This window comes from Marinobacter algicola DG893 (assembly GCF_000170835.1).
Taxonomy (GTDB): domain Bacteria; phylum Pseudomonadota; class Gammaproteobacteria; order Pseudomonadales; family Oleiphilaceae; genus Marinobacter; species Marinobacter algicola.
Genome location: NZ_ABCP01000016.1, coordinates 37430 through 61305 on the forward strand (window position 1 = coordinate 37430; position 23876 = coordinate 61305).

Annotated in this window: 25 protein-coding genes and 5 tRNA genes; all 30 read right to left on the reverse strand. The window is 55.2% G+C overall.

The annotated features are described in order from the left end of the window. Positions 1-9: 9 nt before the first annotated feature. The 30 genes from rplN to MDG893_RS11860 all read right to left on the reverse strand — a co-directional run bounded on the left by rplN (position 10) and on the right by MDG893_RS11860 (position 23848). Entirely contained in the window at positions 10-378 is a 369-nt protein-coding gene (rplN, locus tag MDG893_RS11715; RefSeq protein ID WP_007154005.1) for a 50S ribosomal protein L14, read from the reverse strand. Between the two features lie 58 nt (positions 379-436). Continuing rightward, positions 437-703 (reverse strand): 30S ribosomal protein S17, encoded by a 267-nt coding sequence (gene rpsQ, locus MDG893_RS11720; protein ID WP_007154006.1) that lies wholly within the window; start codon positions 701-703, stop codon positions 437-439. 1 nt (position 704) lies between these two features. After that, positions 705-896, reverse strand: a complete 192-nt coding sequence (gene rpmC, locus MDG893_RS11725) for a 50S ribosomal protein L29 (protein ID WP_007154007.1) — start codon at positions 894-896, stop codon at positions 705-707. Then, the gene (gene rplP / locus MDG893_RS11730) at positions 896-1309 is read right to left on the reverse strand and encodes a 50S ribosomal protein L16 (RefSeq protein WP_007154008.1); all 414 of its coding nucleotides are present in this window, start codon (positions 1307-1309) and stop codon (positions 896-898) included. Before rplP ends, rpmC begins: the two co-directional genes overlap by 1 nt. 12 nt (positions 1310-1321) lie before the next feature. Then, positions 1322-2005 (reverse strand): 30S ribosomal protein S3, encoded by a 684-nt coding sequence (gene rpsC / locus MDG893_RS11735; RefSeq protein WP_007154009.1) that lies wholly within the window; start codon positions 2003-2005, stop codon positions 1322-1324. 11 nt (positions 2006-2016) lie between these two features. Beyond that, positions 2017-2349: a 50S ribosomal protein L22 gene (gene rplV, locus MDG893_RS11740; protein ID WP_007154010.1), complete on the reverse strand. Its 333-nt coding sequence runs from the start codon at positions 2347-2349 to the stop codon at positions 2017-2019. Positions 2350-2365: 16 nt separating this feature from the next. Beyond that, the gene (gene rpsS, locus MDG893_RS11745; RefSeq protein WP_007154011.1) at positions 2366-2641 is read right to left on the reverse strand and encodes a 30S ribosomal protein S19; all 276 of its coding nucleotides are present in this window, start codon (positions 2639-2641) and stop codon (positions 2366-2368) included. A 23-nt stretch (positions 2642-2664) separates the two neighbouring features. Then, a complete protein-coding gene (rplB, locus tag MDG893_RS11750) occupies positions 2665-3492 on the reverse strand; it encodes a 50S ribosomal protein L2 (protein WP_007154012.1) in 828 nt (275 codons plus the stop codon). Between the two features lie 17 nt (positions 3493-3509). Further along, positions 3510-3803 (reverse strand): 50S ribosomal protein L23, encoded by a 294-nt coding sequence (rplW, locus tag MDG893_RS11755; protein WP_007154014.1) that lies wholly within the window; start codon positions 3801-3803, stop codon positions 3510-3512. Next, positions 3800-4405 (reverse strand): 50S ribosomal protein L4, encoded by a 606-nt coding sequence (gene rplD, locus MDG893_RS11760; RefSeq protein ID WP_007154015.1) that lies wholly within the window; start codon positions 4403-4405, stop codon positions 3800-3802. Before rplD ends, rplW begins: the two co-directional genes overlap by 4 nt. 11 nt (positions 4406-4416) lie before the next feature. Continuing rightward, positions 4417-5055 carry a 50S ribosomal protein L3 gene (gene rplC, locus MDG893_RS11765; protein WP_007154017.1) on the reverse strand — a complete coding sequence of 213 codons (639 nt, stop codon included), beginning with the start codon at positions 5053-5055 and terminating at the stop codon, positions 4417-4419. A 72-nt stretch (positions 5056-5127) separates the two neighbouring features. Then, positions 5128-5439 carry a 30S ribosomal protein S10 gene (gene rpsJ, locus MDG893_RS11770; RefSeq protein WP_004580743.1) on the reverse strand — a complete coding sequence of 104 codons (312 nt, stop codon included), beginning with the start codon at positions 5437-5439 and terminating at the stop codon, positions 5128-5130. Between the two features lie 188 nt (positions 5440-5627). Next, positions 5628-6824: an elongation factor Tu gene (gene tuf, locus MDG893_RS11775; protein ID WP_007154018.1), complete on the reverse strand. Its 1197-nt coding sequence runs from the start codon at positions 6822-6824 to the stop codon at positions 5628-5630. Positions 6825-6859: 35 nt separating this feature from the next. After that, positions 6860-8965, reverse strand: coding sequence for an elongation factor G (gene fusA, locus MDG893_RS11780; protein ID WP_007154019.1), 2106 nt, complete (start codon positions 8963-8965; stop codon positions 6860-6862). A gap of 18 nt (positions 8966-8983) precedes the next feature. Next, the gene (rpsG, locus tag MDG893_RS11785; RefSeq protein WP_007154020.1) at positions 8984-9454 is read right to left on the reverse strand and encodes a 30S ribosomal protein S7; all 471 of its coding nucleotides are present in this window, start codon (positions 9452-9454) and stop codon (positions 8984-8986) included. Between the two features lie 113 nt (positions 9455-9567). Beyond that, on the reverse strand, positions 9568-9942 hold the full coding sequence (gene rpsL, locus MDG893_RS11790) for a 30S ribosomal protein S12 (RefSeq protein WP_007154021.1): 375 nt from the start codon (positions 9940-9942) through the stop codon (positions 9568-9570). Positions 9943-10110: 168 nt separating this feature from the next. Continuing rightward, positions 10111-14325, reverse strand: coding sequence for a DNA-directed RNA polymerase subunit beta' (gene rpoC, locus MDG893_RS11795; protein WP_007154022.1), 4215 nt, complete (start codon positions 14323-14325; stop codon positions 10111-10113). A gap of 77 nt (positions 14326-14402) precedes the next feature. Then, a complete protein-coding gene (gene rpoB / locus MDG893_RS11800; RefSeq protein WP_007154023.1) occupies positions 14403-18479 on the reverse strand; it encodes a DNA-directed RNA polymerase subunit beta in 4077 nt (1358 codons plus the stop codon). Positions 18480-18721: 242 nt separating this feature from the next. After that, positions 18722-19099 carry a 50S ribosomal protein L7/L12 gene (gene rplL, locus MDG893_RS11805; protein WP_007154024.1) on the reverse strand — a complete coding sequence of 126 codons (378 nt, stop codon included), beginning with the start codon at positions 19097-19099 and terminating at the stop codon, positions 18722-18724. A gap of 39 nt (positions 19100-19138) precedes the next feature. After that, the gene (gene rplJ / locus MDG893_RS11810; RefSeq protein WP_007154025.1) at positions 19139-19669 is read right to left on the reverse strand and encodes a 50S ribosomal protein L10; all 531 of its coding nucleotides are present in this window, start codon (positions 19667-19669) and stop codon (positions 19139-19141) included. A gap of 226 nt (positions 19670-19895) precedes the next feature. Beyond that, on the reverse strand, positions 19896-20594 hold the full coding sequence (gene rplA / locus MDG893_RS11815) for a 50S ribosomal protein L1 (RefSeq protein WP_007154026.1): 699 nt from the start codon (positions 20592-20594) through the stop codon (positions 19896-19898). A gap of 1 nt (position 20595) precedes the next feature. Further along, positions 20596-21027 (reverse strand): 50S ribosomal protein L11, encoded by a 432-nt coding sequence (rplK, locus tag MDG893_RS11820; RefSeq protein WP_007154027.1) that lies wholly within the window; start codon positions 21025-21027, stop codon positions 20596-20598. 119 nt (positions 21028-21146) lie between these two features. Continuing rightward, entirely contained in the window at positions 21147-21680 is a 534-nt protein-coding gene (nusG, locus tag MDG893_RS11825; RefSeq protein WP_007154028.1) for a transcription termination/antitermination protein NusG, read from the reverse strand. A 12-nt stretch (positions 21681-21692) separates the two neighbouring features. Continuing rightward, positions 21693-22061, reverse strand: coding sequence for a preprotein translocase subunit SecE (secE, locus tag MDG893_RS11830; RefSeq protein WP_007154029.1), 369 nt, complete (start codon positions 22059-22061; stop codon positions 21693-21695). A 33-nt stretch (positions 22062-22094) separates the two neighbouring features. Then, positions 22095-22170 (reverse strand) — tRNA-Trp (locus tag MDG893_RS11835). Positions 22171-22222: 52 nt separating this feature from the next. Then, complete coding sequence (gene tuf / locus MDG893_RS11840; protein ID WP_007154018.1) at positions 22223-23419, reverse strand: elongation factor Tu; 1197 nt, start codon at positions 23417-23419, stop codon at positions 22223-22225. Positions 23420-23469: 50 nt separating this feature from the next. Beyond that, a tRNA-Thr gene (locus MDG893_RS11845) sits at positions 23470-23545 on the reverse strand. An 18-nt stretch (positions 23546-23563) separates the two neighbouring features. Further along, positions 23564-23638: transfer RNA gene (locus MDG893_RS11850), tRNA-Gly, on the reverse strand. Positions 23639-23648: 10 nt separating this feature from the next. Then, a tRNA-Tyr gene (locus MDG893_RS11855) sits at positions 23649-23732 on the reverse strand. A 40-nt stretch (positions 23733-23772) separates the two neighbouring features. Continuing rightward, positions 23773-23848, reverse strand: a tRNA-Thr gene (locus tag MDG893_RS11860). Between the last annotated feature and the right edge of the window lie 28 nt (positions 23849-23876).

A 23876-nucleotide genomic window follows, 5' to 3' on the forward strand; every position in this document is an offset into this window, starting at 1 on the left:
CTCTGGTCCTTAAAGTACTTCGGGTGCCAGTGAAATAATTTTCATGAACTTCTCATTTCGCAGTTCACGGGTAACCGGTCCGAAGATACGGGTACCAATGGGTGCGTCCTGATTGTTCAGAAGTACTGCCGCGTTTCCGTCGAAACGAATAAGCGACCCGTCGGGACGACGCACACCTTTACGGGTACGTACAACGACAGCTTTCAGGACCTGGCCTTTTTTCACTTTACCGCGGGGGATGGCTTCCTTAACGGTTACCTTGATGATATCCCCAACGCTGGCATAACGCCGATGTGAACCGCCCAGGACCTTGATGCACATCACCTGACGTGCACCGCTGTTGTCCGCGACTTCAAGCATTGTTTGAGTCTGAATCATGGTTATTCTCCAGCAGAAACCACTTTGCCGTTACGACAAGACTCACCGTCCGGGCGAGTTACACCTTCGATGCGCGTTCGGTGACTTCCACCAGAGCCCAGCTTTTGGTCTTGGAGACCGGGCGGGTTTCCTGGATTGTAACGGTGTCACCGATGTTGCACTGATTGCTCTCGTCGTGAGCATGAATTTTGGATGAACGCTTCATGTACTTACCGTACAGAGGATGCTTAACCTGGCGCTCAACCAGAACCACAATGGATTTCTCCATTTTGTTGCTCACGACCTTGCCGCTCAGGGTTCTGGCAGTTTGGGTAGCTTCAGTCATGTTACTGTCCTGCCTTTTCATTCATAACTGTTTTCACGCGAGCAATGTCACGCTTCACCTTCGGAAGAAGATGAGACTGATTCAGCTGACCTGTCGCCTTACGCATGCGCAGGTTGAACTGCTCCTTCAGGAGGTCGATCAGCTCTTTGTTCAGCTCCTCGACTGACTTGTCACGCAGCTCTGTTGCTTTCATCACATCACCGTCCTCGTTACAAAGGTGGTCTGTACGGGCAGCTTGGCCGCAGCAAGAGTGAACGCGTCACGAGCGATTTCCTCGGAAACACCTTCCATCTCATACAGCATCCGGCCTGGCTGAATTTCAGCCACCCAGTACTCGACAGAACCCTTACCTTTACCCATTCGTACTTCGAGCGGCTTGCTGGAGATCGGTTTGTCCGGGAAAATCCGGATCCAGATCTTACCGCCCCGCTTGATGCGGCGAGTCATGGTACGACGCGCTGCTTCAATCTGGCGCGCAGTTATACGTCCACGGCTTGTCGCCTTCAATCCGTATTCACCGAAGCTCACCTTGTTAGCACGGTGCGCAAGACCGGTGTTACGGCCTTTCATTACCTTGCGAAATTTGGTGCGTTTTGGTTGCAGCATTTGAGTGCCCCTTTACTTAGAACCTTTCTTCCCAGAGGCTTTCTTGTCAGCACGGACCTGCTCCATACCACCAAGAATCTCACCTTTGAAGATCCATACCTTGACGCCGATAATGCCGTAAGTGGTTTTCGCTTCGTAGGTCGAGTAATCAATGTCTGCACGCAGTGTGTGCAGCGGTACACGACCTTCGCGATACCACTCGGAACGGGCAATTTCAGCACCCCCGAGACGACCGCCTACCTGGATCTTGATGCCTTTCGCGCCCTGGCGCATAGCGTTCTGTACCGCACGCTTCATAGCGCGACGGAACATCACACGACGCTCCAGCTGGCCGGCAACGTTCTGCGCGACCAAGCGGGCATCCAGGTCCGGCTTGCGGACTTCTTCGATGTTGATGTGCACGGGCACACCCATCATGTCGCTGACTTCGCGACGCAGACGGTCAACATCTTCACCCTTCTTACCGATAACAATACCGGGACGGGCTGTATGGATCGTGATACGGGCGTTCTGAGCAGGGCGCTCGATCACAATCTTGCTGACAGACGCCTTTACCAGACGCTTGTCCAGGAATTCGCGAACCTGAATATCGTTCAACAGGTTGTTCGCGTATTCCGCCTTTTCGGCATACCACACTGAGTTGTGCTCTTTGATCACACCCAGGCGCATGCCGGTTGGATTTACTTTATGACCCATCTGAGCATCTCCTACTTGTCGGCGACCTTGACGGTGATATGACAGGTGCGCTTGAAAATCCGGTCAGCGCGCCCCTTGGCTCGAGCTTTGATTCGCTTGAGCGTCGGACCCTCATCCACCATAACGGTGGAAACCCGCAAATCATCTACGTCCAGACCTTCGTTGTGCTCAGCGTTGGCGATGGCAGACTCAAGCGCTTTCTTGAGAATGACCGCCGCCTTCTTAGGGCTGAAAGTCAGAATGTTCAGGGCGTCCTCAACAGCCTTGCCGCGTACTTGGTCAGCGACAAGACGCGCTTTCTGAGCTGAGAGGCGAGCGCCCTTGTACTTGGCTGCTACTTCCATTTCTATTACCTCACAATCAGCGTTTAGCTTTCTTGTCGGCCGCATGACCACGATAAGTACGCGTCGCCGCGAACTCACCCAGCTTATGCCCGACCATATCTTCGGTGACATAAACCGGCACGTGCTGCTTGCCGTTGTGGACTGCAATGGTCAGGCCTACCATCTCCGGAAACACTGTCGACCGGCGGGACCAGGTTTTGATCGGCCGCTTGTCGTTAGCTTCCAGAGCTGCCTCGACCTTCTTCAACAGATGCAGGTCTATAAAAGGACCTTTCTTCAAAGAACGTGGCACAGCATTTACCTCTATGTAGTCGTTTACTTGGCTGAACGACGACGTACTATCATCTTATCAGTACGTTTGTTCTTACGAGTCTTATGCCCTTTGGTCGGAACACCCCACGGAGTAACCGGGTGACGCCCGCCAGAGGTACGCCCTTCACCACCACCATGTGGGTGGTCAACTGGGTTCATAGCAACACCACGTACTGTTGGACGTTTACCGCGCCAACGTGATGCACCCGCTTTACCAAGCTGCTTGAGGCTGTGTTCGCTGTTGGACACTTCGCCCAACGTTGCGCGACAGTCAACAAGCACCTTACGCATTTCACCTGAGCGCAGGCGGATGGTGGCATACGCCCCTTCCCGAGCAACCAGCTGTACGGATGCGCCCGCAGAGCGAGCCAGCTGAGCACCTTTGCCAGGCTTGATTTCGACGCAGTGAATCACAGAACCGACCGGAATATTCCGGAGCGGAAGTGTGCTTCCTACTTTAATCGGCGCGTCGATGCCGGAGCGCACAGGGTCACCAATCTGCATACCTTTGGGAGCGATAATGTAGCGACGCTCGCCATCGGCGTACTTGATCAGCGCAATGTGCGCAGAGCGGTTAGGATCGTACTCCAGGCGCTCGATAGTCGCCGGGATACCATCTTTGGTCCGCTTAAAGTCAATGACACGGTAGTGTTTTTTATGTCCACCACCAATGTGACGGGTAGTGATGCGACCAAAATGGTTACGACCACCCGATTTACTTAGAGTTTCTACCAACGGCTCGTAAGGGCGCCCCTTGTGAAGATCAGGGTTAAAGAGCTTAACAACGTGACGGCGGCCGGCAGATGTTGGCTTGGTTTTGACGATCGGCATTTTACGACCCCTTTACCTTATTCCACATCCAGAAAATCAATGTCCTGACCGTCCGCAAGCTTAACGTAAGCCTTACGAATGTCAGCACGCTTGCCGAAGCCGCGAACGGTACGCTTGAGCTTACCCTTACGGTTCAGAACCTGAACACCTTCGACGGTGACGTTGAACAGCTGCTCAACGGCTTTCTTGATCTCGGGCTTGGTTGCGTCAGGGGCTACACGGAATACCACCTGACCACTTTCCGCGACCAGAGAGGCTTTCTCTGATACGTGAGGCCCAAGAAGAACCTTGTAAATACGTTCCTGATTCATCCCAGCATCTCCTCGATTTTCTTCAGAGCGGGAACAGTCACAACCACTTTGTCGAAGGCGACAAGGCTAACCGGGTCAAGGCCGGCGACATCACGCACATCAACGTGCGGGATATTGCGCGAGGCCAGGTGCAGGTTCTGCTCGACGTTGTCGGACAGAATCAGCGCGTTACTGACACCGATATCGCTCAGCTTGGCAGTGAAGGCCTTGGTCTTGGGGGTTTCGACATTCATGTCGTCGACCACAACCAGGCGCTCCTGACGGACCAGCTCGGAAAAAATGGAGCGCATCGCTGCGCGGTACATTTTGCGGTTTACCTTCTGCTCAAAACTTTGAGGCTTGGCAGCGAAGGTAACACCACCGGACCGCCACAGCGGACTGCGGATGGTACCGGCACGGGCACGACCCGTACCCTTCTGACGCCAGGGCTTCTTACCGCCACCAGCGACTTCCGAACGTGTTTTCTGAGCACGGGTACCCTGGCGTGCACCGGACATATACGCGGTGACAACCTGGTGAACCAGTGACTCATTAAAATCTTTGGCGAATGCAGCGTCGGAAACCGAGATTCCCTTACCGCTACCTGTAATAGTCAATTCCATCGCACCGCTCCTCAGGCTTTAACTGCAGGCTTGATGACAACATTTCCGCCGGTCGCGCCCGGAACGGCACCACGAATCAGCAGAAGGTTGCGCTCGGCGTCGACACGGACGACTTGCAGGTTCTGCACGGTCACCTGCGCATTGCCCATCTGGCCCGCCATCTTTTTGCCCTTGAATACCTTGCCCGGAGTCTGGTTCTGACCAATGGAACCCGGAGCACGATGAGAAAGGGAGTTACCGTGTGTGGCGTCCTGCATGGAGAAGTTCCAGCGCTTTACGCCGCCCTGGAAACCTTTACCTTTGGACTGACCAACAGCATCAACGACCTGACCATCTTCAAAGATGGAAGCGGTAATTTCTCCGCCTGCAGCCAGCTCTTCGCCTTCGCCATCGGCGAGACGGAATTCCCACAGACCACGACCAGCCTCGACTCCGGCTTTGGCGTAATGGCCCGCTTCGCTTTTAGTCACACGAGAGGAACGACGCTTACCAACGGTTACCTGAACCGCGCGATAGCCATCGCTTTCAAGAGTTTTCAACTGGGTAATGCGGTTGGGCTCAACCTCAATTACCGTTACGGACACTGCTTGCCCGTCTTCCGTAAAAATACGGGTCATACCGGCCTTGCGACCGACAATTCCAATTGCCATGTTTCACCTCTTAAGTGTACGGGGCTCTCACCCTCTATGGCCTTATGACAGTTACACAGACTAACCGCGCGGTTAGCCGAGGCTGATCTGAACGTCTACACCTGCTGCCAGATCCAGCTTCATCAAAGCATCTACTGTCTTTTCCGTCGGTTCGACGATGTCCAGCAAACGCTTGTGTGTACGAATCTCGTACTGATCACGCGCGTCTTTATTGACGTGCGGTGAAATCAGAACGGTGTACTTTTCCTTCCGCGTCGGCAGAGGGATTGGCCCACGCACTTGAGCGCCGGTCCGCTTCGCGGTATCGACAATCTCCTGCGTTGACTGGTCGATCAGGCGATAATCAAACGCCTTCAACCGGATTCGAATTTTTTGGCTTTGCATGATGCACCAAACTCCACTCGTAGCAGCTACTAGTTAGCCGACCTTCAAAAAAAGGAGCCGCATTGTATGCATAATACCCAGCAGTGTCAACTGCGATCAGCAGCGACTCAACTGGGCCAGATTGTGCGGCTGAAACAGAAAAAGGGGCTGACCTTCAGCCCCTTTTTTCCTCAGATCACTCGAATGATTTATTCGATGATCTTTGAGACTACGCCGGCACCAACGGTACGGCCGCCTTCACGAATCGCGAAGCGCAGGCCATCTTCCATGGCGATCGGAGCAATCAGGGTAACACTCATCTTCACGTTGTCACCCGGCATAACCATTTCCACACCTTCCGGCAGCTCACAGGAACCTGTGACGTCGGTGGTACGGAAGTAAAACTGCGGACGGTAACCCTTAAAGAACGGGGTATGACGACCACCTTCTTCTTTGCTCAGTACGTACACTTCGCACTCGAACTTGGTGTGCGGCTTGATGGAGCCCGGTACACACAGAACCTGACCACGCTCAACGTCGTCACGCTTGGTACCACGCAGCAGAACACCAACGTTCTCACCGGCACGGCCTTCGTCCAGCAGCTTGCGGAACATCTCAACACCGGTACAAACCGTCTTAACGGTATCTTTGATACCAACGATTTCCACTTCGTCACCAACCTTGATGATGCCGCGCTCTACACGACCGGTTACAACCGTACCGCGACCAGAGATGGAGAACACGTCCTCGATCGGCATCAGGAACGGCTGATCAATCGCACGCTCCGGATCCGGGATGTATTCGTCCAGGGCCTCTACCAGCTTCTTAACAGCGGTAGTACCCATTTCGTTGTCATCCTTACCTTCCAGCGCCATCAGCGCGGAACCGGTAACGATCGGCGTGTCGTCGCCCGGGAAGTCGTACTGGCTCAGCAGCTCGCGAACTTCCATCTCGACCAGCTCCAGCAGTTCCTCGTCATCCACCATGTCCGCCTTGTTCAGGAACACAACGATGAAAGGAACACCAACCTGGCGGGACAGCAGGATGTGCTCACGAGTCTGCGGCATGGGGCCGTCAGCTGCGGAGCAAACCAGGATCGCGCCGTCCATCTGCGCCGCACCCGTGATCATGTTCTTCACATAGTCAGCGTGGCCCGGGCAGTCAACGTGCGCATAGTGGCGCGCCGGTGAATCGTACTCAACGTGAGACGTCGCGATGGTGATACCACGCGCCTTCTCTTCCGGTGCGTTATCGATCTGGTCGAATGCGCTTGCACTACCAGTACCCCACACTTCGTGACACACACGAGTCAGCGCGGCTGTCAGCGTGGTCTTGCCATGGTCTACGTGACCAATGGTACCCACGTTTACGTGCGGCTTATTACGCTCAAATTTTGCTTTAGACACGGTTACACCTCTTCCTGTTTCTTAAGTCCTGGGGATCAACCCTTTTTAATGATCGCTTCGGCAATGTTCGAGGGAGCTTCCATATAGCGGGAGAACTCCATCGCATAAGACGCCCGACCCTGCGTTGCAGAACGCAGGTCGGTGGCGTAACCGAACATCTCCGACAACGGAACCTCGGCACGGATTGTTTTGCCCGATGGGCCGTCTTCCATACCCTGTACCAGACCACGGCGGCGGTTCAGGTCACCAACAACGTCACCCATATAATCTTCAGGAGTGACAACCTCAACCCTCATCAGAGGCTCGAGAAGTGCCGGATTGGCTTCCAGTGCGCCTTTCTTCATGGCCATGGAACCTGCGACCTTGAACGCCATTTCGTTGGAATCCACATCATGGTAGGAACCATCGTACAGCGTGGCCTTGATCCGCAGCAGCGGGTAACCGGCCAGACAGCCGTTCTGCATCTGCTCTTCAATACCTTGCTGAACGGCGGGGATGTATTCCTTGGGAACCACACCACCAACGATTTCATTCACGAAGATAAAGTTCTCGCCATCTTCCTCATCAAGAGGCAGCGGTTCAAGCTTGAGCTTGACGTGACCGTACTGACCACGGCCGCCGGACTGACGCACAAACTTACCTTCAACATCCACGTTCTTGCGGATGCATTCACGATAAGCCACCTGCGGCTTACCAATGTTCGCTTCCACCTTGAACTCGCGACGCATGCGGTCAACGATGATGTCCAGGTGAAGCTCACCCATACCAGAGATAATGGTCTGGCCAGACTCCTCATCAGTGCGAACACGGAATGAAGGATCTTCCTGCGCCAGCTTACCCAGGGCAACACCCATTTTCTCCTGGTCAGCCTTGGACTTCGGCTCGACGGCTACAGAAATAACCGGCTCCGGGAACTCCATACGCTCAAGGATGATCTTGTGATTCTCGTCACACAAGGTATCACCGGTAGTGACACTCTTGAGGCCGATTGCCGCAGCAATATCACCGGCGAGAACTTCTTTGATCTCCTGACGCTCTTTGGAGTGCATCTGAACCATACGGCCGACGCGCTCTTTTTTGCTCTTTACGGAGTTGTATACCGCATTACCGGATTCCAGCTTACCGGAGTAAACCCGGAAGAAGGTCAGCGTACCCACGAACGGGTCGGTGGCAATCTTGAAAGCCAGCGCCGAGAACGGAGCATCGTCGTCCGCCTGACGGGTTTCTTCGGTGCCGTCCTCATCAACCTCACCACGAATAGCCTTGACTTCGTCCGGAGCAGGCAGGAATTCGATAACCGAATCCAGTACCGCCTGAACACCTTTGTTCTTAAAGGCAGAACCGCATGTTGCGACAACGATCTCGTTGGCAAGCGTACGGATACGCAAACCTTTCTTAATGTCCTCGATGCTCAGCTCGCCTTCTTCAAGGTAGCGCTCCATCAACTCTTCGTTAGCTTCCGCAGCCGCTTCCATCATCTCTTCGCGGTACTTGGCCACTTCATCAGCCATTTCGGCAGGAACGTCGCGCTGGTCATAGGTAGCACCGGCATCGTCTTCGTTCCAGTAAATAGCCTTGTTACGAATCAGGTCAACCAGGCCAGCGAACTCGTCTTCAGCGCCGATCGGCAGCTGAATGGGAACGGCAGTCGCGCCCAGACGGTTCTTGATCTGATCAACAACGCGCAGGAAGTTGGCGCCGGCACGGTCCATCTTGTTGACGAACACCATGCGGGGAACTTCGTACTTGTTGGCCTGACGCCAAACAGTCTCAGACTGCGGCTCAACACCAGAGGAGCCACAGAACACAACAACCGCACCGTCGAGCACACGCAGGGACCGCTCTACCTCGATGGTAAAGTCAACGTGCCCCGGGGTGTCGATGATGTTGATGCGGTGCTCGGGATACTGTTTATCCATGCCCTGCCAGAAACAGGTAGTTGCAGCAGACGTGATGGTAATACCACGCTCCTGCTCCTGCTCCATCCAGTCCATGGTTGCCGCGCCATCATGAACCTCACCGATTTTGTGGGAAATGCCTGTATAGAACAGAACCCGCTCGGTGGTTGTGGTCTTGCCCGCATCAACGTGCGCACAAATACCAATGTTTCTGTATCTCTTGATCGGAGTCTTGCGTGCCACTGTATGAACCTCGGCTGATTAGAAACGGAAGTGAGAGAACGCCTTGTTGGCTTCTGCCATGCGATGAACGTCTTCGCGCTTCTTAACAGCGGAGCCCTTGCTATCAGCGGCATCCAGGATTTCACCTGCCAGACGCTGCGCCATGGACTTTTCACCACGCTTCCGTGAATATTCAACGAGCCAGCGCATGGCCAGCGCGTTCTGACGGGAAGGCCGTACTTCGACAGGCACCTGGTAGGTAGCACCACCCACACGACGGGATTTAACTTCAACCATCGGCTGGATGTTCTCCAGGGCCTTCTCGAACATGTCGATCGGCTCTTCCTTGGACTTGTCGGCAACAATATCGAGCGCGCCATAAACAATGCGCTCAGCAACAGCTTTCTTGCCACTTTCCATCACATGGTTGATGAACTTGGCCAGCCGTGCACTGCCGAATTTGGGATCCGGGATAATTTCCCGTTTTGCTGCAACTCTTCTTCTAGGCATCGATAAGCCCTTATCTATTAAAAGGTCTTCAGGAACCCCTGAGATAGCATCTGCTACTCAGCCTTACTCTTACCGTTCTACGTAGCAACGATAAAAGACACCCGTGTGGGACATCAGGACTTGGGTCGTTTTGCACCGTACTTGGAGCGGCCCTGTTTACGGTTCTGCACACCCTGGGTGTCCAGTGTTCCGCGAACAGTGTGATAGCGCACACCCGGAAGGTCTTTTACTCGACCGCCACGGATCAGCACAACACTGTGCTCCTGAAGGTTGTGACCTTCACCACCGATGTATGAGGAAACCTCGTAGCCGTTAGTCAGACGAACACGGCACACTTTACGCAGTGCTGAGTTCGGCTTCTTCGGCGTTGTGGTGTACACACGAGTACAAACACCACGGCGCTGCGGGCAAGCCTGCAGAGCAGGAACGTCGCTCTTGGCCGCTTTGCGTTTACGAGGCTTACGCACCAACTGATTAATCGTTGCCATGTAAGCAAACTCCAAAAAACCGTATCAATGAAACTTACCCCCGACAGGCGGGGGTAAAATTTGAGGGTCGCAAGTTTAAGCCTGCGCCCTTGAACAGTCAAGATGACTGATCTCTTTTTAACCACCCGTCAGGTAAGTAACTACCGGCGGGTGATGTTACCGGTCAACTCAGCTTTCGCGGTTGAGCTCGGCACTCAGAGCTTCTTCGACATCCGCTGCCGTGACGCCCTGCTCTTCAAGGTCACGCTTGCGGCGACGCTCGGCGTGATACGCCAGACCGGTACCCGCCGGAATCAGGCGACCAACAACGACGTTTTCCTTCAAGCCGCGGAGGTAATCCCGTTTTCCAGTGACTGCGCCCTCGGTGAGAACCCGCGTGGTTTCCTGGAACGATGCCGCTGAAATGAACGACTCTGTCGCCAGAGATGCCTTGGTGATACCCAGCAACAAGCGCTCGCAACGTGCCGCTTCCTTGTCCGCCGCTTCCGCTTTTTCGTTCTCTTCCATGAACTGGGTGATTTCCACCTGATCGCCAGCCAGCAGACTGGTATCGCCAGCATCCGTGATCTCTACCTTACGCAGCATCTGCCGAACGATAACCTCGATATGCTTATCGTTGATGACAACACCCTGCAGACGGTAAACGTCCTGGATTTCGTTGGTGATGTACTTGGCCAACGCAACCACACCCAGAAGGCGAAGGATATCGTGAGGGTTGGACGGGCCATCAGAGATAACCTCACCCTTCTCAACCGTTTCACCTTCAAACACGTTCATCTGGCGATGCTTGGGAATCAGAACCTCATACGGATCCGCATCCTTCGGCGTGATCACCAGGCGTTTCTTGCCCTTGGTCTCTTTACCGAACGACACCACACCACTGACTTCAGCCAGGATGGACGACTCTTTCGGACGACGGGCCTCGAACAGGTCGGCAACACGCGGAAGACCACCGGTGATGTCCCGGGTCTTCGAGCTTTCCTGCGGAATACGGGCAACCACGTCACCCAGCTCGATCTTGGCGCCATTGGCCATGGTCACCAGCGCGTTGGCTGGCAGGAAGAAGATCGCGGTACCACCACCGGGCAACTCGACATCGTTACCCTTGTCGTCGATCAGCTGAATGGCAGGACGAATGTCCTTACCAGCGGCCGGACGCTCTTTCGGGTCGATAACCTCCATCGTGGACAGACCCGTCAGTTCATCAGTCTGAGTCCGGACGGTAATGCCCTGATCCATGTTGACAAACTTGGCGGTACCTTCCGCTTCGGCGATGATGGGGTGCGTATGCGGATCCCACTTGGCCACAGCAACGCCGGCTTCCACGGTATCGCCGTGTTTGACCGACAGCACCGCACCATAGGGCAGCTTGTACCACTCACGCTCACGCCCCTGCTCATCGGCAATGGCCAGCGCTGAGGAACGGGATACCACAACCAGGGTGCCGTCGCTCTTCTCGATCGATTTCAGGTTGTGCAGACGAACTGTGCCGCCGTGCTTGACCTGAATGTTGTCGACTGCGGACGCCCGACTTGCAGCACCACCGATGTGGAACGTACGCATGGTCAGCTGGGTACCCGGCTCACCGATGGACTGTGCGGCGATAACACCGACAGCCTCGCCCACATTGACTTCATGGCCACGGGCCAGGTCACGGCCGTAACACTTGGAACAGATACCGTGGCGAGTTTCACAGGTGATCGCAGAGCGAACCCAGACTTCGTCCACACCGGCACGCTCAAGAGATTCAACCGCTTTCTCGTCCAGCAGGACGCCGGCTTCGACAACGGCATTGTCCTTGTCCGTTGGCGTAAAGGCTGCACGGGCCGTAACACGACCAAGCACACGATCACCCAGCGGTACAACAACGTCGCCACCCTCGATGTGCGGCGTCATCAGCAAGCCTTCTTCGGTACCACAATCGGTTTCGGTAACGACCAGATCCTGAGAGACGTCTACCAGACGGCGAGTCAGGTAACCCGAGTTCGCAGTCTTCAGTGCCGTATCCGCCAGACCCTTACGGGCACCGTGGGTGGATATGAAGTACTGGAGTACGTTCAGACCCTCACGGAAGTTCGCGGTGATCGGCGTCTCGATGATAGAGCCGTCCGGCTTCGCCATCAGGCCACGCATACCTGCCAGCTGGCGAATCTGAGCCGCGGAACCCCGGGCACCGGAATCGGCCATCATATAAACCGAGTTGAACGACTCCTGCATCAGGTCTTCGCCGTCCTCACCCTTGACCGGTTTACCGTCTGGCCCGATAACCTGCTCTTTCGAAAGCCGATCCATCATCGCCTTCGACACTTTGTCGTTGGCACGGGACCAGATATCGATAACCTTGTTGTACTTCTCACCCTGGGTCAGCAGACCGGACGCGTACTGGGTTTCGATATCCTTGACTTCCTCGGAGGCGGCATCCACCAGTTCGTATTTCTCAGGAGGAATCTCGAAGTCGTTGAAGCCGATCGAGATACCGGAAACCGTCGCATAGTGGTAGCCCATGTACATGAGCTGGTCGGCAAAGATAACGGTATCCTTGAGGCCGGCATCACGGTAACAGGTGTTGATCAGGTTCGAGATCGACTTCTTGACCATCGGCTTGTTGACCAGGTCATAAGACAGGCCGTCAGGAACGATATCGAACAACAGGGCACGACCGACCGTGGTGTCGACGATCTTGTACTCTTCGGTACGCTCGCCGTCCTCCTGAATCGTGACTTCCTTTACCCGGACCTTGACGATTGCCTGGAGATCAACCTTGCCAGCACCATAGGCACGATGTGCCTCTTTGACATCAGCAAACACCATGCCTTCACCGACAGCACTCTTGCGCTCACGGGTCATGTAGTAAAGGCCCAGCACCACGTCCTGGGACGGTACGATAATCGGCTCGCCGTTGGCCGGCGACAGCACGTTATTGGTGGACATCATCAACGCACGGGCTTCGAGCTGGGCTTCCAGGGTCAGCGGCACGTGTACCGCCATCTGGTCACCGTCGAAGTCAGCGTTGTAGGCCGCACACACCAGCGGATGCAGCTGAATGGCCTTGCCTTCGATCAATACCGGCTCGAACGCCTGAATGCCCAGACGGTGCAGAGTCGGCGCCCGGTTCAGCATGATCGGGTGCTCACGGATAACCTCGTCCAGGATATCCCAAACCACGCCTTCCTCGCGCTCGACCATCTTCTTGGCGGCTTTGATGGTGGTCGCCAGGCCACGGTGCTCAAGCTTCGAGAAGATGAACGGCTTGAACAGCTCCAACGCCATCTTCTTCGGTAGACCGCACTGGTGCAGGCGCAGATAGGGACCAACCACGATCACGGAACGACCGGAGTAGTCCACACGCTTACCGAGCAGGTTCTGACGGAAACGACCCTGCTTACCCTTGATCATATCGGCCAAGGACTTCAGCGGGCGCTTGTTGGTGCCAGTGATGGCGCGACCGCGACGGCCGTTATCCAACAACGCATCTACCGCTTCCTGTAGCATCCGTTTCTCGTTGCGCACGATGATGTCGGGCGCATTGAGCTCCAACAGGCGCTTGAGACGGTTGTTACGGTTGATCACCCGGCGATACAGGTCGTTCAGGTCAGACGTGGCAAAACGGCCACCATCCAGTGGTACCAGCGGACGAAGATCCGGCGGCAGAACCGGCAGGACAGTCATGACCATATCGCCCGGCTTGTTGCCGGAATACAGGAACGCCTCGAGAATCTTCAGGCGCTTGCTGAACTTCTTGATCTTGGTCTCCGAGTTGGTCTGGGGAATCTCTTCCCGCAGCGCCTCAACTTCGGCCTGCAGATCAATACCTTCGAGCAGCTCCTGGACGGCTTCGGCACCCATGCGGGCATCGAATTCGTCACCGAACTCCTCAAGGGCTTCGTAATACTGCTCGTCGTTCAGCAGCTGACCGCGCTCAAGCGTCGTCATGCCCGGTTCGATCACGATGAACGACTCAAAATACAGGACCCGCTCGATATCGCGCAGAGTCATGTCCAGCATCAGGCCGATGCGGGATGGCAATGATTTCAGGAACCAGATGTGGGCAACCGGGCTGGCGAGCTCGATGTGACCCATGCGTTCACGGCGCACACTGGCGAGTGCCACTTCAACACCGCACTTCTCGCAGATGACACCACGGTGCTTGAGCCGCTTGTACTTGCCGCACAGGCACTCGTAATCTTTGATCGGGCCGAAAATCTTGGCACAGAAAAGACCGTCACGCTCAGGCTTGAACGTACGGTAGTTGATGGTCTCAGGCTTTTTGACCTCACCAAAAGACCATGAACGGATCATGTCAGGCGACGCCAGGCCAATACGGATGGCGTCAAATTCCTGCTTCTGGTTCTGGTTTTTGAGAAGATTCAGCAAATCTTTCATCAGTAACAGCTCCGGATGGCGTTATTCTCGGGCGGGTACCGACCGGTACCCGCTCACGCTGCCAAAAACAATTCGGCTCAGTCGGATTCCAGCTCGATGTCGATACCCAGCGAGCGGATTTCCTTGACCAGAACATTGAAGGACTCGGGCATACCCGGCTCCATACGATGATCGCCATCGACAATGTTCTTGTACATCTTGGTCCGACCATTCACATCATCAGACTTCACGGTAAGCATTTCCTGCAGCGTATACGCCGCACCGTAGGCCTCGAGAGCCCACACTTCCATCTCACCGAAGCGCTGACCACCGAACTGCGCCTTACCACCCAGCGGTTGCTGGGTAACCAGGCTGTACGAACCGGTGGAACGAGCGTGCATCTTGTCGTCGATCAAGTGGTTCAGCTTGAGGATGTACATGTAGCCAACCGTGACCGGGCGGTCAAATTCATCGCCCGTACGGCCGTCATACAATACAGTCTGGCCAGTCGTACTCAGACCTGCCAGTTCAAGCATACGCTTGACCTCTGCTTCCTTGGCACCGTCGAACACCGGCGTTGCCATGGGGACACCCGTACGCAGATTGTTGGCCAGGGCCAGGATCTCTTTGTCACTCAGCGAATCCAGGTCCACCTTGGTGACCTCGTCCGAGTGGTTGTAGATCTCGTCCAGCAGATTGCGGAGTTCAGCGATCTTACGCTGCTCGTCCAGCATCTGACTGATGCGCTCACCCAACCCTTTTGCAGCGGCGCCCAGATGCGTTTCGAGCACCTGACCGACGTTCATCCGCGACGGAACACCCAGCGGGTTCAGCACGATATCAACAGTATTGCCATACTCGTCGTAAGGCATGTCCTCGATCGGCATCACTGCCGAGATAACACCCTTGTTACCGTGACGGCCGGCCATCTTGTCGCCCGGCTGAATCCGACGCTTGATCGCGAGGTATACCTTGACGATCTTGAGAACACCCGGAGCAAGGTCATCACCCTGCTGAAGCTTGCCTTTCTTATCGTCAAAGCGCGCTTCGTGTTCTTTCTTGCGATCTTCAAGGCCCTGCTCGGACTTCTCGAGCAGCTCGTTCAGCGCCTCGTCTTTCATCCGCAGCTTGAACCAGTCGTCGCGCGGCAGCTCTGCCAGGTACGACTCGTCCAGCTTGGCGCCCTTCTTTAGGCCTGGACCACTGATGACTTCCTGCCCCTTGAGGGCATTGGTCAAACGCTCGAAGGTGGCACCCTCTACAATGCGGTACTCGTCCTTCAGGTCCTTGCGATACTCGTCCAGCTGCTCTTTTTCGATGGACTGGGCACGCGTGTCCTTTTCGATGCCGTCACGGGTAAAGACCTGAACGTCGATAACCGTGCCACGGGTGCCAGTTGGCACACGTGAGGACGTGTCCTTCACGTCCGAAGCCTTCTCGCCGAAGATCGCCCTTAGTAGCTTCTCCTCTGGGGTCAACTGGGTTTCACCTTTCGGTGTCACCTTGCCGACCAGGATATCGCCAGGACCTACTTCCGCACCGATATACACGATGCCGGACTCATCCAGCTTGGACAGCGCACTTTCACCAACGTTCGGGATGTCCGCGGTGATTTCCTCGCTACCCAGCTTGGTATCCCGAGCCACACAAGTCAGTTCCTGAATGTGGATGGTGGTCAGGCGATCTTCCTGAACCACTTTCTCGGAAATGAGGATGGAGTCCTCAAAGTTGTAACCGTTCCAGGGCATGAACGCGATACGCATATTCTGCCCCAGGGCCAGCTCACCCAGATCCACGGACGGACCGTCAGCCAGCACGTCACCACGGGCAATTTCGTCGCCCTGATTAACAATGGAACGCTGGTTGATACAGGTATTCTGGTTCGAACGGGTGTACTTGGTGAGGTTGTAGATATCCACACCAGCATCACCGGCTTCAGTCTCGTCGTCGTTAACACGTACCACGATACGGGCCGCATCGACGCTCTCGATCACACCACCACGACGAGCAGTTACGCAAACGCCAGAGTCCTGGGCCACGGTACGTTCAACACCAGTACCTACCAAGGGCACCTGCGAACGCAACGTCGGAACCGCCTGGCGCTGCATGTTGGAACCCATCAGTGCGCGGTTGGCGTCGTCGTGCTCCAGGAACGGAATCAGCGACGCGGCGACCGACACTACCTGACGCGGTGACACGTCCATGAAGTTGACGTTTTCCGGCGGTGTTACCGTGAACTCGTTCTGATGACGAACCGTTACCAGCTCATCAGACAGACGCTTGTTCTCGTCCATTGCCGCACTGGCCTGGGCGATGATGTAGTTGCTCTCTTCAATAGCCGAGAGATATACCACTTCATCGGTGACCTCGCCTTCAACGACCTTCCGGTACGGACTCTCGAGGAAGCCATAGGAGTTGGAACGAGCATAGGTGGCCAGCGAGTTGATCAGACCGATGTTCGGGCCTTCAGGTGTCTCGATGGGACATACGCGACCGTAATGGGTCGGATGCACATCTCGAACCTCGAAACCGGCACGCTCACGGGTCAGGCCGCCAGGCCCAAGAGCCGAAATACGGCGCTTGTGCGTCACTTCCGACAGCGGGTTGTTCTGATCCATGAACTGGGACAGCTGGCTGGAGCCGAAGAATTCCTTCACCGCAGCCGCTACCGGCTTCGCGTTGATCAGGTCCTGAGGCATCAGGCCTTCGCTTTCCGCCAGACTCAAACGCTCGCGTACGGCACGCTCAACACGCACCAGGCCAACGCGGAACTGGTTCTCCGCCATCTCACCGACACAACGAACTCGACGGTTGCCCAGGTTATCAATATCGTCGACATTGCCCTGACCGTTCCGAATATCGATCAACGTCTTGAGGACGTCGATGATGTCGTCGTGGGTCAACGTGCCTTCGCCAGTGCTTTCTTCGCGACGCAGGCGACGGTTCAGCTTCATGCGGCCAACGGAGGACAGGTCATACCGCTCTTCAGAGAAGAACAGGTTGTTGAACAGGTTCTCGGCCGACTCTTTGGTCGGCGGCTCGCCCGGGCGCATCATGCGATAGATCTCAACCAACGCCTCGAGGGGCGTGCGGGTTGGGTCGATGCGTAGCGTGTCCGACATGAACGGACCACAATCCAGATCGTTGGTGTACAGAGTTTCAATTTCTGTGACGCCAGCATCAAGAATCTTGGTAACAACTTCTTCGGTCAGCTCGGTATTGCACTCAACCAGAACCTCTCCGGACTTGGTGTCCACCATGTCTTTCGAGAGTACACGGCCGTGAAGGTATTCCGTCGGTACTTCCAGCTCGGTCAGGCCCGCTTTTTCAAGCTGCTTGATATGACGAGCGGTGATCCGGCGACCCTCTTCTACGATGACAGAGCCCTTTTTGTCCTTGATATCGAACGTGGCTATGTCACCGCGCAGGCGGCTTGGAACCAGCTCGAGCTTGCACACTTCAGGACCGATACTGAACTTACTGGTATCAAAGAACATCTCCAGCATCTGCTCTGAGTTGTAACCCAGGGCACGCAGGAGGATAGACGCGGGCAGCTTGCGACGACGGTCAATACGAACAAAGACCGAGTCCTTGGCATCGAACTCGAAGTCCAGCCAGGAACCACGGTAAGGAATCACCCGCGCCGAATACAACAGCTTACCTGACGAGTGGGTCTTACCTTTGTCATGATCGAAGAACACACCGGGTGAGCGGTGGAGCTGGGAAACGATAACACGCTCGGTACCGTTGATAACGAAGGTACCGTTCTCGGTCATCAGGGGCATTTCGCCCATGTAGACTTCCTGCTCTTTAATATCCTTGATCGCCTTGTTGGACGATTCCTTATCGTAAATGATAAGTCTTACTTTCACCCGCAGCGGTGCTGCGTAGGTGACGCCCCTAAGCTGGCATTCCTTGACGTCAAATACCGGCTCGCCGATGCGGTAACTCACGTATTCGAGTGCGGCGTTGCCAGAATAACTGACAATCGGGAATACGGATTTGAATGCTGCGTGGAGACCGGTTTCCCGACGATTTTCGGGCGCGGCTTCACTTTGGAGGAAGTCCCGGAACGAATCCAGCTGTATAGACAGCAAATAGGGAACATCCATCACGGACGGCAATTTACTAAAATCTTTGCGAATCCGCTTTTTCTCAGTATAGGAGTAAGTCATCTGCATTCCCCAGCTTTAGACCTGATACCTGGTATCAAGAAGCAACCATTTTCATGCTTCGGGGCCGAATTGCTCGGCTTACTGCGCCGTCTTGAACAAGACTCTCGCTGTAGGTTATAGATTCTGACAGCACCACTGAATCGGCGTTCAGAGTCTATAGCATATACAACAGAAAAAGGCCGGTGGCACATGGCCACCAGCCTGTCCATGCTTAACGCACGGTTTCGATCAAAAGCCAACTCTTACTTGAGCTCAACAGAAGCGCCTGCTTCCTCAAGCTTCTTCTTGGCTTCTTCAGCGTCGTCTTTGCTCGCCGCTTCCTTGATAACGGAAGGAGCGCTGTCGACCATCTCTTTCGCTTCTTTCAGACCCAGGCCAGTCAGTTCACGAACGGCCTTGATGACGTTAACTTTCTTCTCACCAGGACCGGTAAGAACAACGTCAAATTCAGTCTGCTCTTCAGCAGCAGCGGCTTCACCACCGGCGGCAGCCGGAGCAGCAGCTACAGCTGCGGCGGCGGATACGCCGAATTTTTCTTCCATTGCTTCAACCAGCGCAACAACGTCCATTACGCTCATTTCGGCAATTGCGTTCAAAATGTCTTCGTTAGACAGAGCCATGACTTTCTCCCAAAAATATAAAAATGGTGTTCAACAGAATCAAGCAGCTTCTTGCTTCTGGTCTCGAACTGCCGCAACAGCACGGGTCACTTTCGTTGGAACTTCGTTCAGTGTCCGCGCAAGCTTGGTGATCGGTGCCTGTGTAACGGCGGCCAGCATCGTCAACGCCTCGTGGCGTGTCGGCAGCTTGGCAAGGCGATCAATTTGGTCTGCGCCCATCAGCTCACCGCCGACAGCCAGGCCCTTGATCTCAAATGCCTCTTTCTCTTTGGCAAAATCCTTCAGCAGGCGCGCAGCCGCACCCGGATCTTCCATAGAGAACGCCAGAATTGTCGGGCCGACCAGCGCCGCATCAATACACTCGAACTCAGTACCGCGGATTGCGATCTTCGCGAGGTTGTTACGAACAACCTTTAGATGAACGCTTTCAGCGCGGGCCTTCGCTCGCAGCGCCGTCATATCACCTGAGGTGATACCACGGTAGTCAGCCAGAACAACAGACAGAGCACCACCGGCAGTCTCGTTGACTTCAGCGACGATCGCTTTCTTGTCTTCGAGTCTAATTGCCACTGGATTTCTCCTCGATTTCGCCGGGCATATTCCCGGCAAACCCACATATACCCCTCGCGGGGCTCCCAACGGTGTTTGGGTTCAGAGAGAACGTCTTCACACCGTCTGCGCAGGCGTTGCTTTAACCCTTCCAGCATCTCTTTATAAAAGAGAGCGCCTCAGGGGCCTGCGGTCTTTGACAGCCTTGGCTTCCGCCCAGACTACAAAGTAACTACCGAACAAAGCCTCAGATGCTCAGAGCGCTCTGATCGATAGTCAGGCCAGGACCCATCGTCGACGACAGGGTTACCTTCTTGAGGTAAACACCTTTCGAAGAAGACGGCTTGGCCTTTTTCAGGTCCGCAATCAGAGCTTCAAGGTTCTCCTTGATGTTCTGCGCAGAAAATTCCACATTACCCATCGGCGCGTGAATGATGCCGTTCTTGTCAGTGCGGTAACGCACCTGACCTGCCTTGGCATTCTTCACGGCAGTTTCAACGTCCGGGGTAACCGTGCCGACTTTCGGGTTCGGCATCAGGCCGCGGGGACCAAGGATCTGACCCAGCTGACCAACAACACGCATGGCGTCCGGAGTGGCAATAACCACGTCGAAATCCATGTTGCCTTTTTTGACTTCTTCCGCCAGGTCATCCATACCAACAATATCAGCACCGGCAGCGGTTGCTTTCTCGGCGTTGGCGCCCTGGGTGAATACCGCCACACGAACGGTCTTGCCAGTGCCGTGAGGCAAAACAGTACTGCTACGCACAACCTGGTCGGATTTACGCGCATCGACGCCCAGATTGACGGCAACATCCACGGATTCCTTGAACTTGACGCTACCGCCCAGCTCAACCAGCAACGCTACCGCTTCGTCGACGGAATAAGCGCGGGTGGAATCGACTTTTTCACGAATCAGCTTCTGACGTTTGCTAAGCTTTGCCATGTTACAGGCCCTCCACGTTCAGGCCCATGCTACGGGCAGTTCCGGCAATGGTACGAACCGCAGCATCCATATCGGCTGCAGTCAGATCCGGCTCTTTGGTCTTGGCAATTTCTTCCAACTGGTCACGGGTTACCGTGCCAACTTTGTCGGTATTGGGACGACCAGAGCCACTCTTAATGCCGGCTGCCTTCTTCAGCAGCACCGGTGCGGGCGGAGTCTTGGTGATAAAGGTGAAGCTGCGATCACTGTAAACGGTGATAACCGTAGGAATCGGCAGGCCCGGCTCCATATCCTGGGTCTGTGCGTTAAACGCCTTACAGAACTCCATGATGTTTACGCCACGCTGACCCAGCGCGGGACCAACGGGGGGACTCGGGTTGGCCTTGCCGGCAGCAACCTGAAGCTTGATGTACGCTTCAATTTTCTTAGCCATGATATTTCTCCTGTGGGTTCGAACGCCTCTCGGCTCCCCTGTTTTTACAACTGCCAGTAGCAGACACAAAAAGCCCGCGTCGCCATAGCGCGCGAGCTCTCAGCATTTAAGGCTGCTGTTTAGTCTTTTTCGACTTGCCCAAACTCCAACTCTACCGGAGTTGACCGACCGAAAATCAAAACGGCAACCTTGACCCGACTCTTGTCGTAGTCAACTTCTTCAACCACGCCATTGAAGTCCGCAAACGGCCCTTCTGTGACGCGAACAATTTCTCCCGGCTCGAACAGGGTCTTCGGCTTGGGCTTATCCGCGCCACTCTCAACACGACGAAGGATGGCCTCTGCCTCACGCTCTGTAATCGGGGCCGGCTTGTCCTTGGTACCACCTATGAAACCAAGAACCCTGGGCGTATTCTTGACCAGATGCCAGGTGCCGTCATCCATTTCCATCTGCACCAGAACGTAGCCAGGATAGAACTTGCGCTCACTCTTGCGCTTCTTCCCGTCACGCATCTCAACGACTTCTTCAGTCGGCACGAGAATTTCGCCGAACTTCTCTTCCAAGCCATTGAGAGCAACACGCTCCCTGAGAGTGCGCATCACGTGCTTTTCAAAGCCAGAATACGCATGAACGACGTACCAGCGCTTAGCCATTGCCCACTCCTGTTACCCGATAACTCCGGAGACCAGCCAACTGATCAACGAATCCATACCCCACAGCATCAACGCCACAACCAATACAAACACAACAACGATGGCTGTTGTCTGGATCAGCTCCGGCCTGGTGGGCCATACGACCTTCCGGATTTCAACCCTGGCTTCCTTGAGCAAAGTCGCAAAACGCCGACCACGCTCGGTTTGGAGCGCCACAAAAGCAGCGACCAGAGCAAGAGCTACGAGAGCCAGCACCCGATACAGCAGTGACTCGGCATTAAAATACTGATTACCAACGACGCCCGCTGCAATCAGAACAAATACGACCAGCCACTTTACTGCATCGAAGCTACTGGTCGAACGATCGGCTTTTGACTCCATAGGAATCAGCTTATGTATCCGGATGTTAAAAAATGGCAGGCCAGGAGGGAATCGAACCCCCAACCTGCGGTTTTGGAGACCGCTGCTCTGCCAATTGAGCTACTGGCCTGCACCGAAACAACTCAGCGCACTTACTTCAAGCTCTTACTCAAAAAGAGCAATTACTCGATGATCTTTGAGACTACGCCGGCACCAACGGTACGGCCGCCTTCACGAATCGCGAAGCGCAGGCCATCTTCCATGGCGATCGGAGCAATCAGGGTAACACTCATCTTCACGTTGTCACCCGGCATAACCATTTCCACACCTTCCGGCAGCTCACAGGAACCTGTGACGTCGGTGGTACGGAAGTAAAACTGCGGACGGTAACCCTTAAAGAACGGGGTATGACGACCACCTTCTTCTTTGCTCAGTACGTACACTTCGCACTCGAACTTGGTGTGCGGCTTGATGGAGCCCGGTACACACAGAACCTGACCACGCTCAACGTCGTCACGCTTGGTACCACGCAGCAGAACACCAACGTTCTCACCGGCACGGCCTTCGTCCAGCAGCTTGCGGAACATCTCAACACCGGTACAAACCGTCTTAACGGTATCTTTGATACCAACGATTTCCACTTCGTCACCAACCTTGATGATGCCGCGCTCTACACGACCGGTTACAACCGTACCGCGACCAGAGATGGAGAACACGTCCTCGATCGGCATCAGGAACGGCTGATCAATCGCACGCTCCGGATCCGGGATGTATTCGTCCAGGGCCTCTACCAGCTTCTTAACAGCGGTAGTACCCATTTCGTTGTCATCCTTACCTTCCAGCGCCATCAGCGCGGAACCGGTAACGATCGGCGTGTCGTCGCCCGGGAAGTCGTACTGGCTCAGCAGCTCGCGAACTTCCATCTCGACCAGCTCCAGCAGTTCCTCGTCATCCACCATGTCCGCCTTGTTCAGGAACACAACGATGAAAGGAACACCAACCTGGCGGGACAGCAGGATGTGCTCACGAGTCTGCGGCATGGGGCCGTCAGCTGCGGAGCAAACCAGGATCGCGCCGTCCATCTGCGCCGCACCCGTGATCATGTTCTTCACATAGTCAGCGTGGCCCGGGCAGTCAACGTGCGCATAGTGGCGCGCCGGTGAATCGTACTCAACGTGAGACGTCGCGATGGTGATACCACGCGCCTTCTCTTCCGGTGCGTTATCGATCTGGTCGAATGCGCTTGCACTACCAGTACCCCACACTTCGTGACACACACGAGTCAGCGCGGCTGTCAGCGTGGTCTTGCCATGGTCTACGTGACCAATGGTACCCACGTTTACGTGCGGCTTATTACGCTCAAATTTTGCTTTAGACATTCGACCTATCTCCCTAATCAACTGGACCGTAACGTTGACCGGACAAATAATGGAGCTCATGACCGGAATTGAACCGGTGACCTCATCCTTACCAAGGATGTGCTCTACCGACTGAGCTACATGAGCGCTTTCAACACTACAAATTGGAGCGGGCAGCGGGAATCGAACCCGCGTCATCAGCTTGGAAGGCTGAGGTAATAGCCACTATACGATGCCCGCGAGCAATAAGTGGTGGAGGGGGCAGGATTCGAACCTGCGAAGCTTTCGCGTCAGATTTACAGTCTGATCCCTTTGGCCACTCGGGAACCCCTCCGAGCCAGGCCTGCCACCGGCAAACCTGCCTAAACTTAAAGTGGAGCTGGCGGACGGAATCGAACCCCCGACCTGCTGATTACAAGTCAGCTGCTCTACCAACTGAGCTACGCCAGCTCACATTCGCCTCTTCAGCGAGGGCGGT

Bases quoted from the DNA above. Each gene is read 5' to 3' on its own strand.
- rplD (WP_007154015.1), bottom strand. From the start codon at position 4,405: ATGGAATTGACTATTACAGGTAGCGGTAAGGGAATCTCGGTTTCCGAC.
- rpsQ (WP_007154006.1), bottom strand. From the start codon at position 703: ATGACTGAAGCTACCCAAACTGCCAGAACCCTGAGCGGCAAGGTCGTG.
- rplW (WP_007154014.1), bottom strand. From the start codon at position 3,803: ATGAATCAGGAACGTATTTACAAGGTTCTTCTTGGGCCTCACGTATCA.
- rpsC (WP_007154009.1), bottom strand. From the start codon at position 2,005: ATGGGTCATAAAGTAAATCCAACCGGCATGCGCCTGGGTGTGATCAAA.
- rplK (WP_007154027.1), bottom strand. From the start codon at position 21,027: ATGGCTAAGAAAATTGAAGCGTACATCAAGCTTCAGGTTGCTGCCGGC.
- secE (WP_007154029.1), bottom strand. From the start codon at position 22,061: ATGGAGTCAAAAGCCGATCGTTCGACCAGTAGCTTCGATGCAGTAAAG.
- rpsL (WP_007154021.1), bottom strand. From the start codon at position 9,942: ATGGCAACGATTAATCAGTTGGTGCGTAAGCCTCGTAAACGCAAAGCG.
- nusG (WP_007154028.1), bottom strand. From the start codon at position 21,680: ATGGCTAAGCGCTGGTACGTCGTTCATGCGTATTCTGGCTTTGAAAAG.
- rplA (WP_007154026.1), bottom strand. From the start codon at position 20,594: ATGGCAAAGCTTAGCAAACGTCAGAAGCTGATTCGTGAAAAAGTCGAT.
- rplC (WP_007154017.1), bottom strand. From the start codon at position 5,055: ATGGCAATTGGAATTGTCGGTCGCAAGGCCGGTATGACCCGTATTTTT.
- rpmC (WP_007154007.1), bottom strand. From the start codon at position 896: ATGAAAGCAACAGAGCTGCGTGACAAGTCAGTCGAGGAGCTGAACAAA.
- rplN (WP_007154005.1), bottom strand. From the start codon at position 378: ATGATTCAGACTCAAACAATGCTTGAAGTCGCGGACAACAGCGGTGCA.
- rpoC (WP_007154022.1), bottom strand. From the start codon at position 14,325: ATGAAAGATTTGCTGAATCTTCTCAAAAACCAGAACCAGAAGCAGGAA.
- rpsJ (WP_004580743.1), bottom strand. From the start codon at position 5,439: ATGCAAAGCCAAAAAATTCGAATCCGGTTGAAGGCGTTTGATTATCGC.
- rpsG (WP_007154020.1), bottom strand. From the start codon at position 9,454: ATGCCTAGAAGAAGAGTTGCAGCAAAACGGGAAATTATCCCGGATCCC.
- rpoB (WP_007154023.1), bottom strand. From the start codon at position 18,479: ATGACTTACTCCTATACTGAGAAAAAGCGGATTCGCAAAGATTTTAGT.
- rplL (WP_007154024.1), bottom strand. From the start codon at position 19,099: ATGGCTCTGTCTAACGAAGACATTTTGAACGCAATTGCCGAAATGAGC.
- rplV (WP_007154010.1), bottom strand. From the start codon at position 2,349: ATGGAAGTAGCAGCCAAGTACAAGGGCGCTCGCCTCTCAGCTCAGAAA.
- rplB (WP_007154012.1), bottom strand. From the start codon at position 3,492: ATGCCGATCGTCAAAACCAAGCCAACATCTGCCGGCCGCCGTCACGTT.
- tuf (WP_007154018.1), bottom strand. From the start codon at position 23,419: ATGTCTAAAGCAAAATTTGAGCGTAATAAGCCGCACGTAAACGTGGGT.
- rplP (WP_007154008.1), bottom strand. From the start codon at position 1,309: ATGCTGCAACCAAAACGCACCAAATTTCGCAAGGTAATGAAAGGCCGT.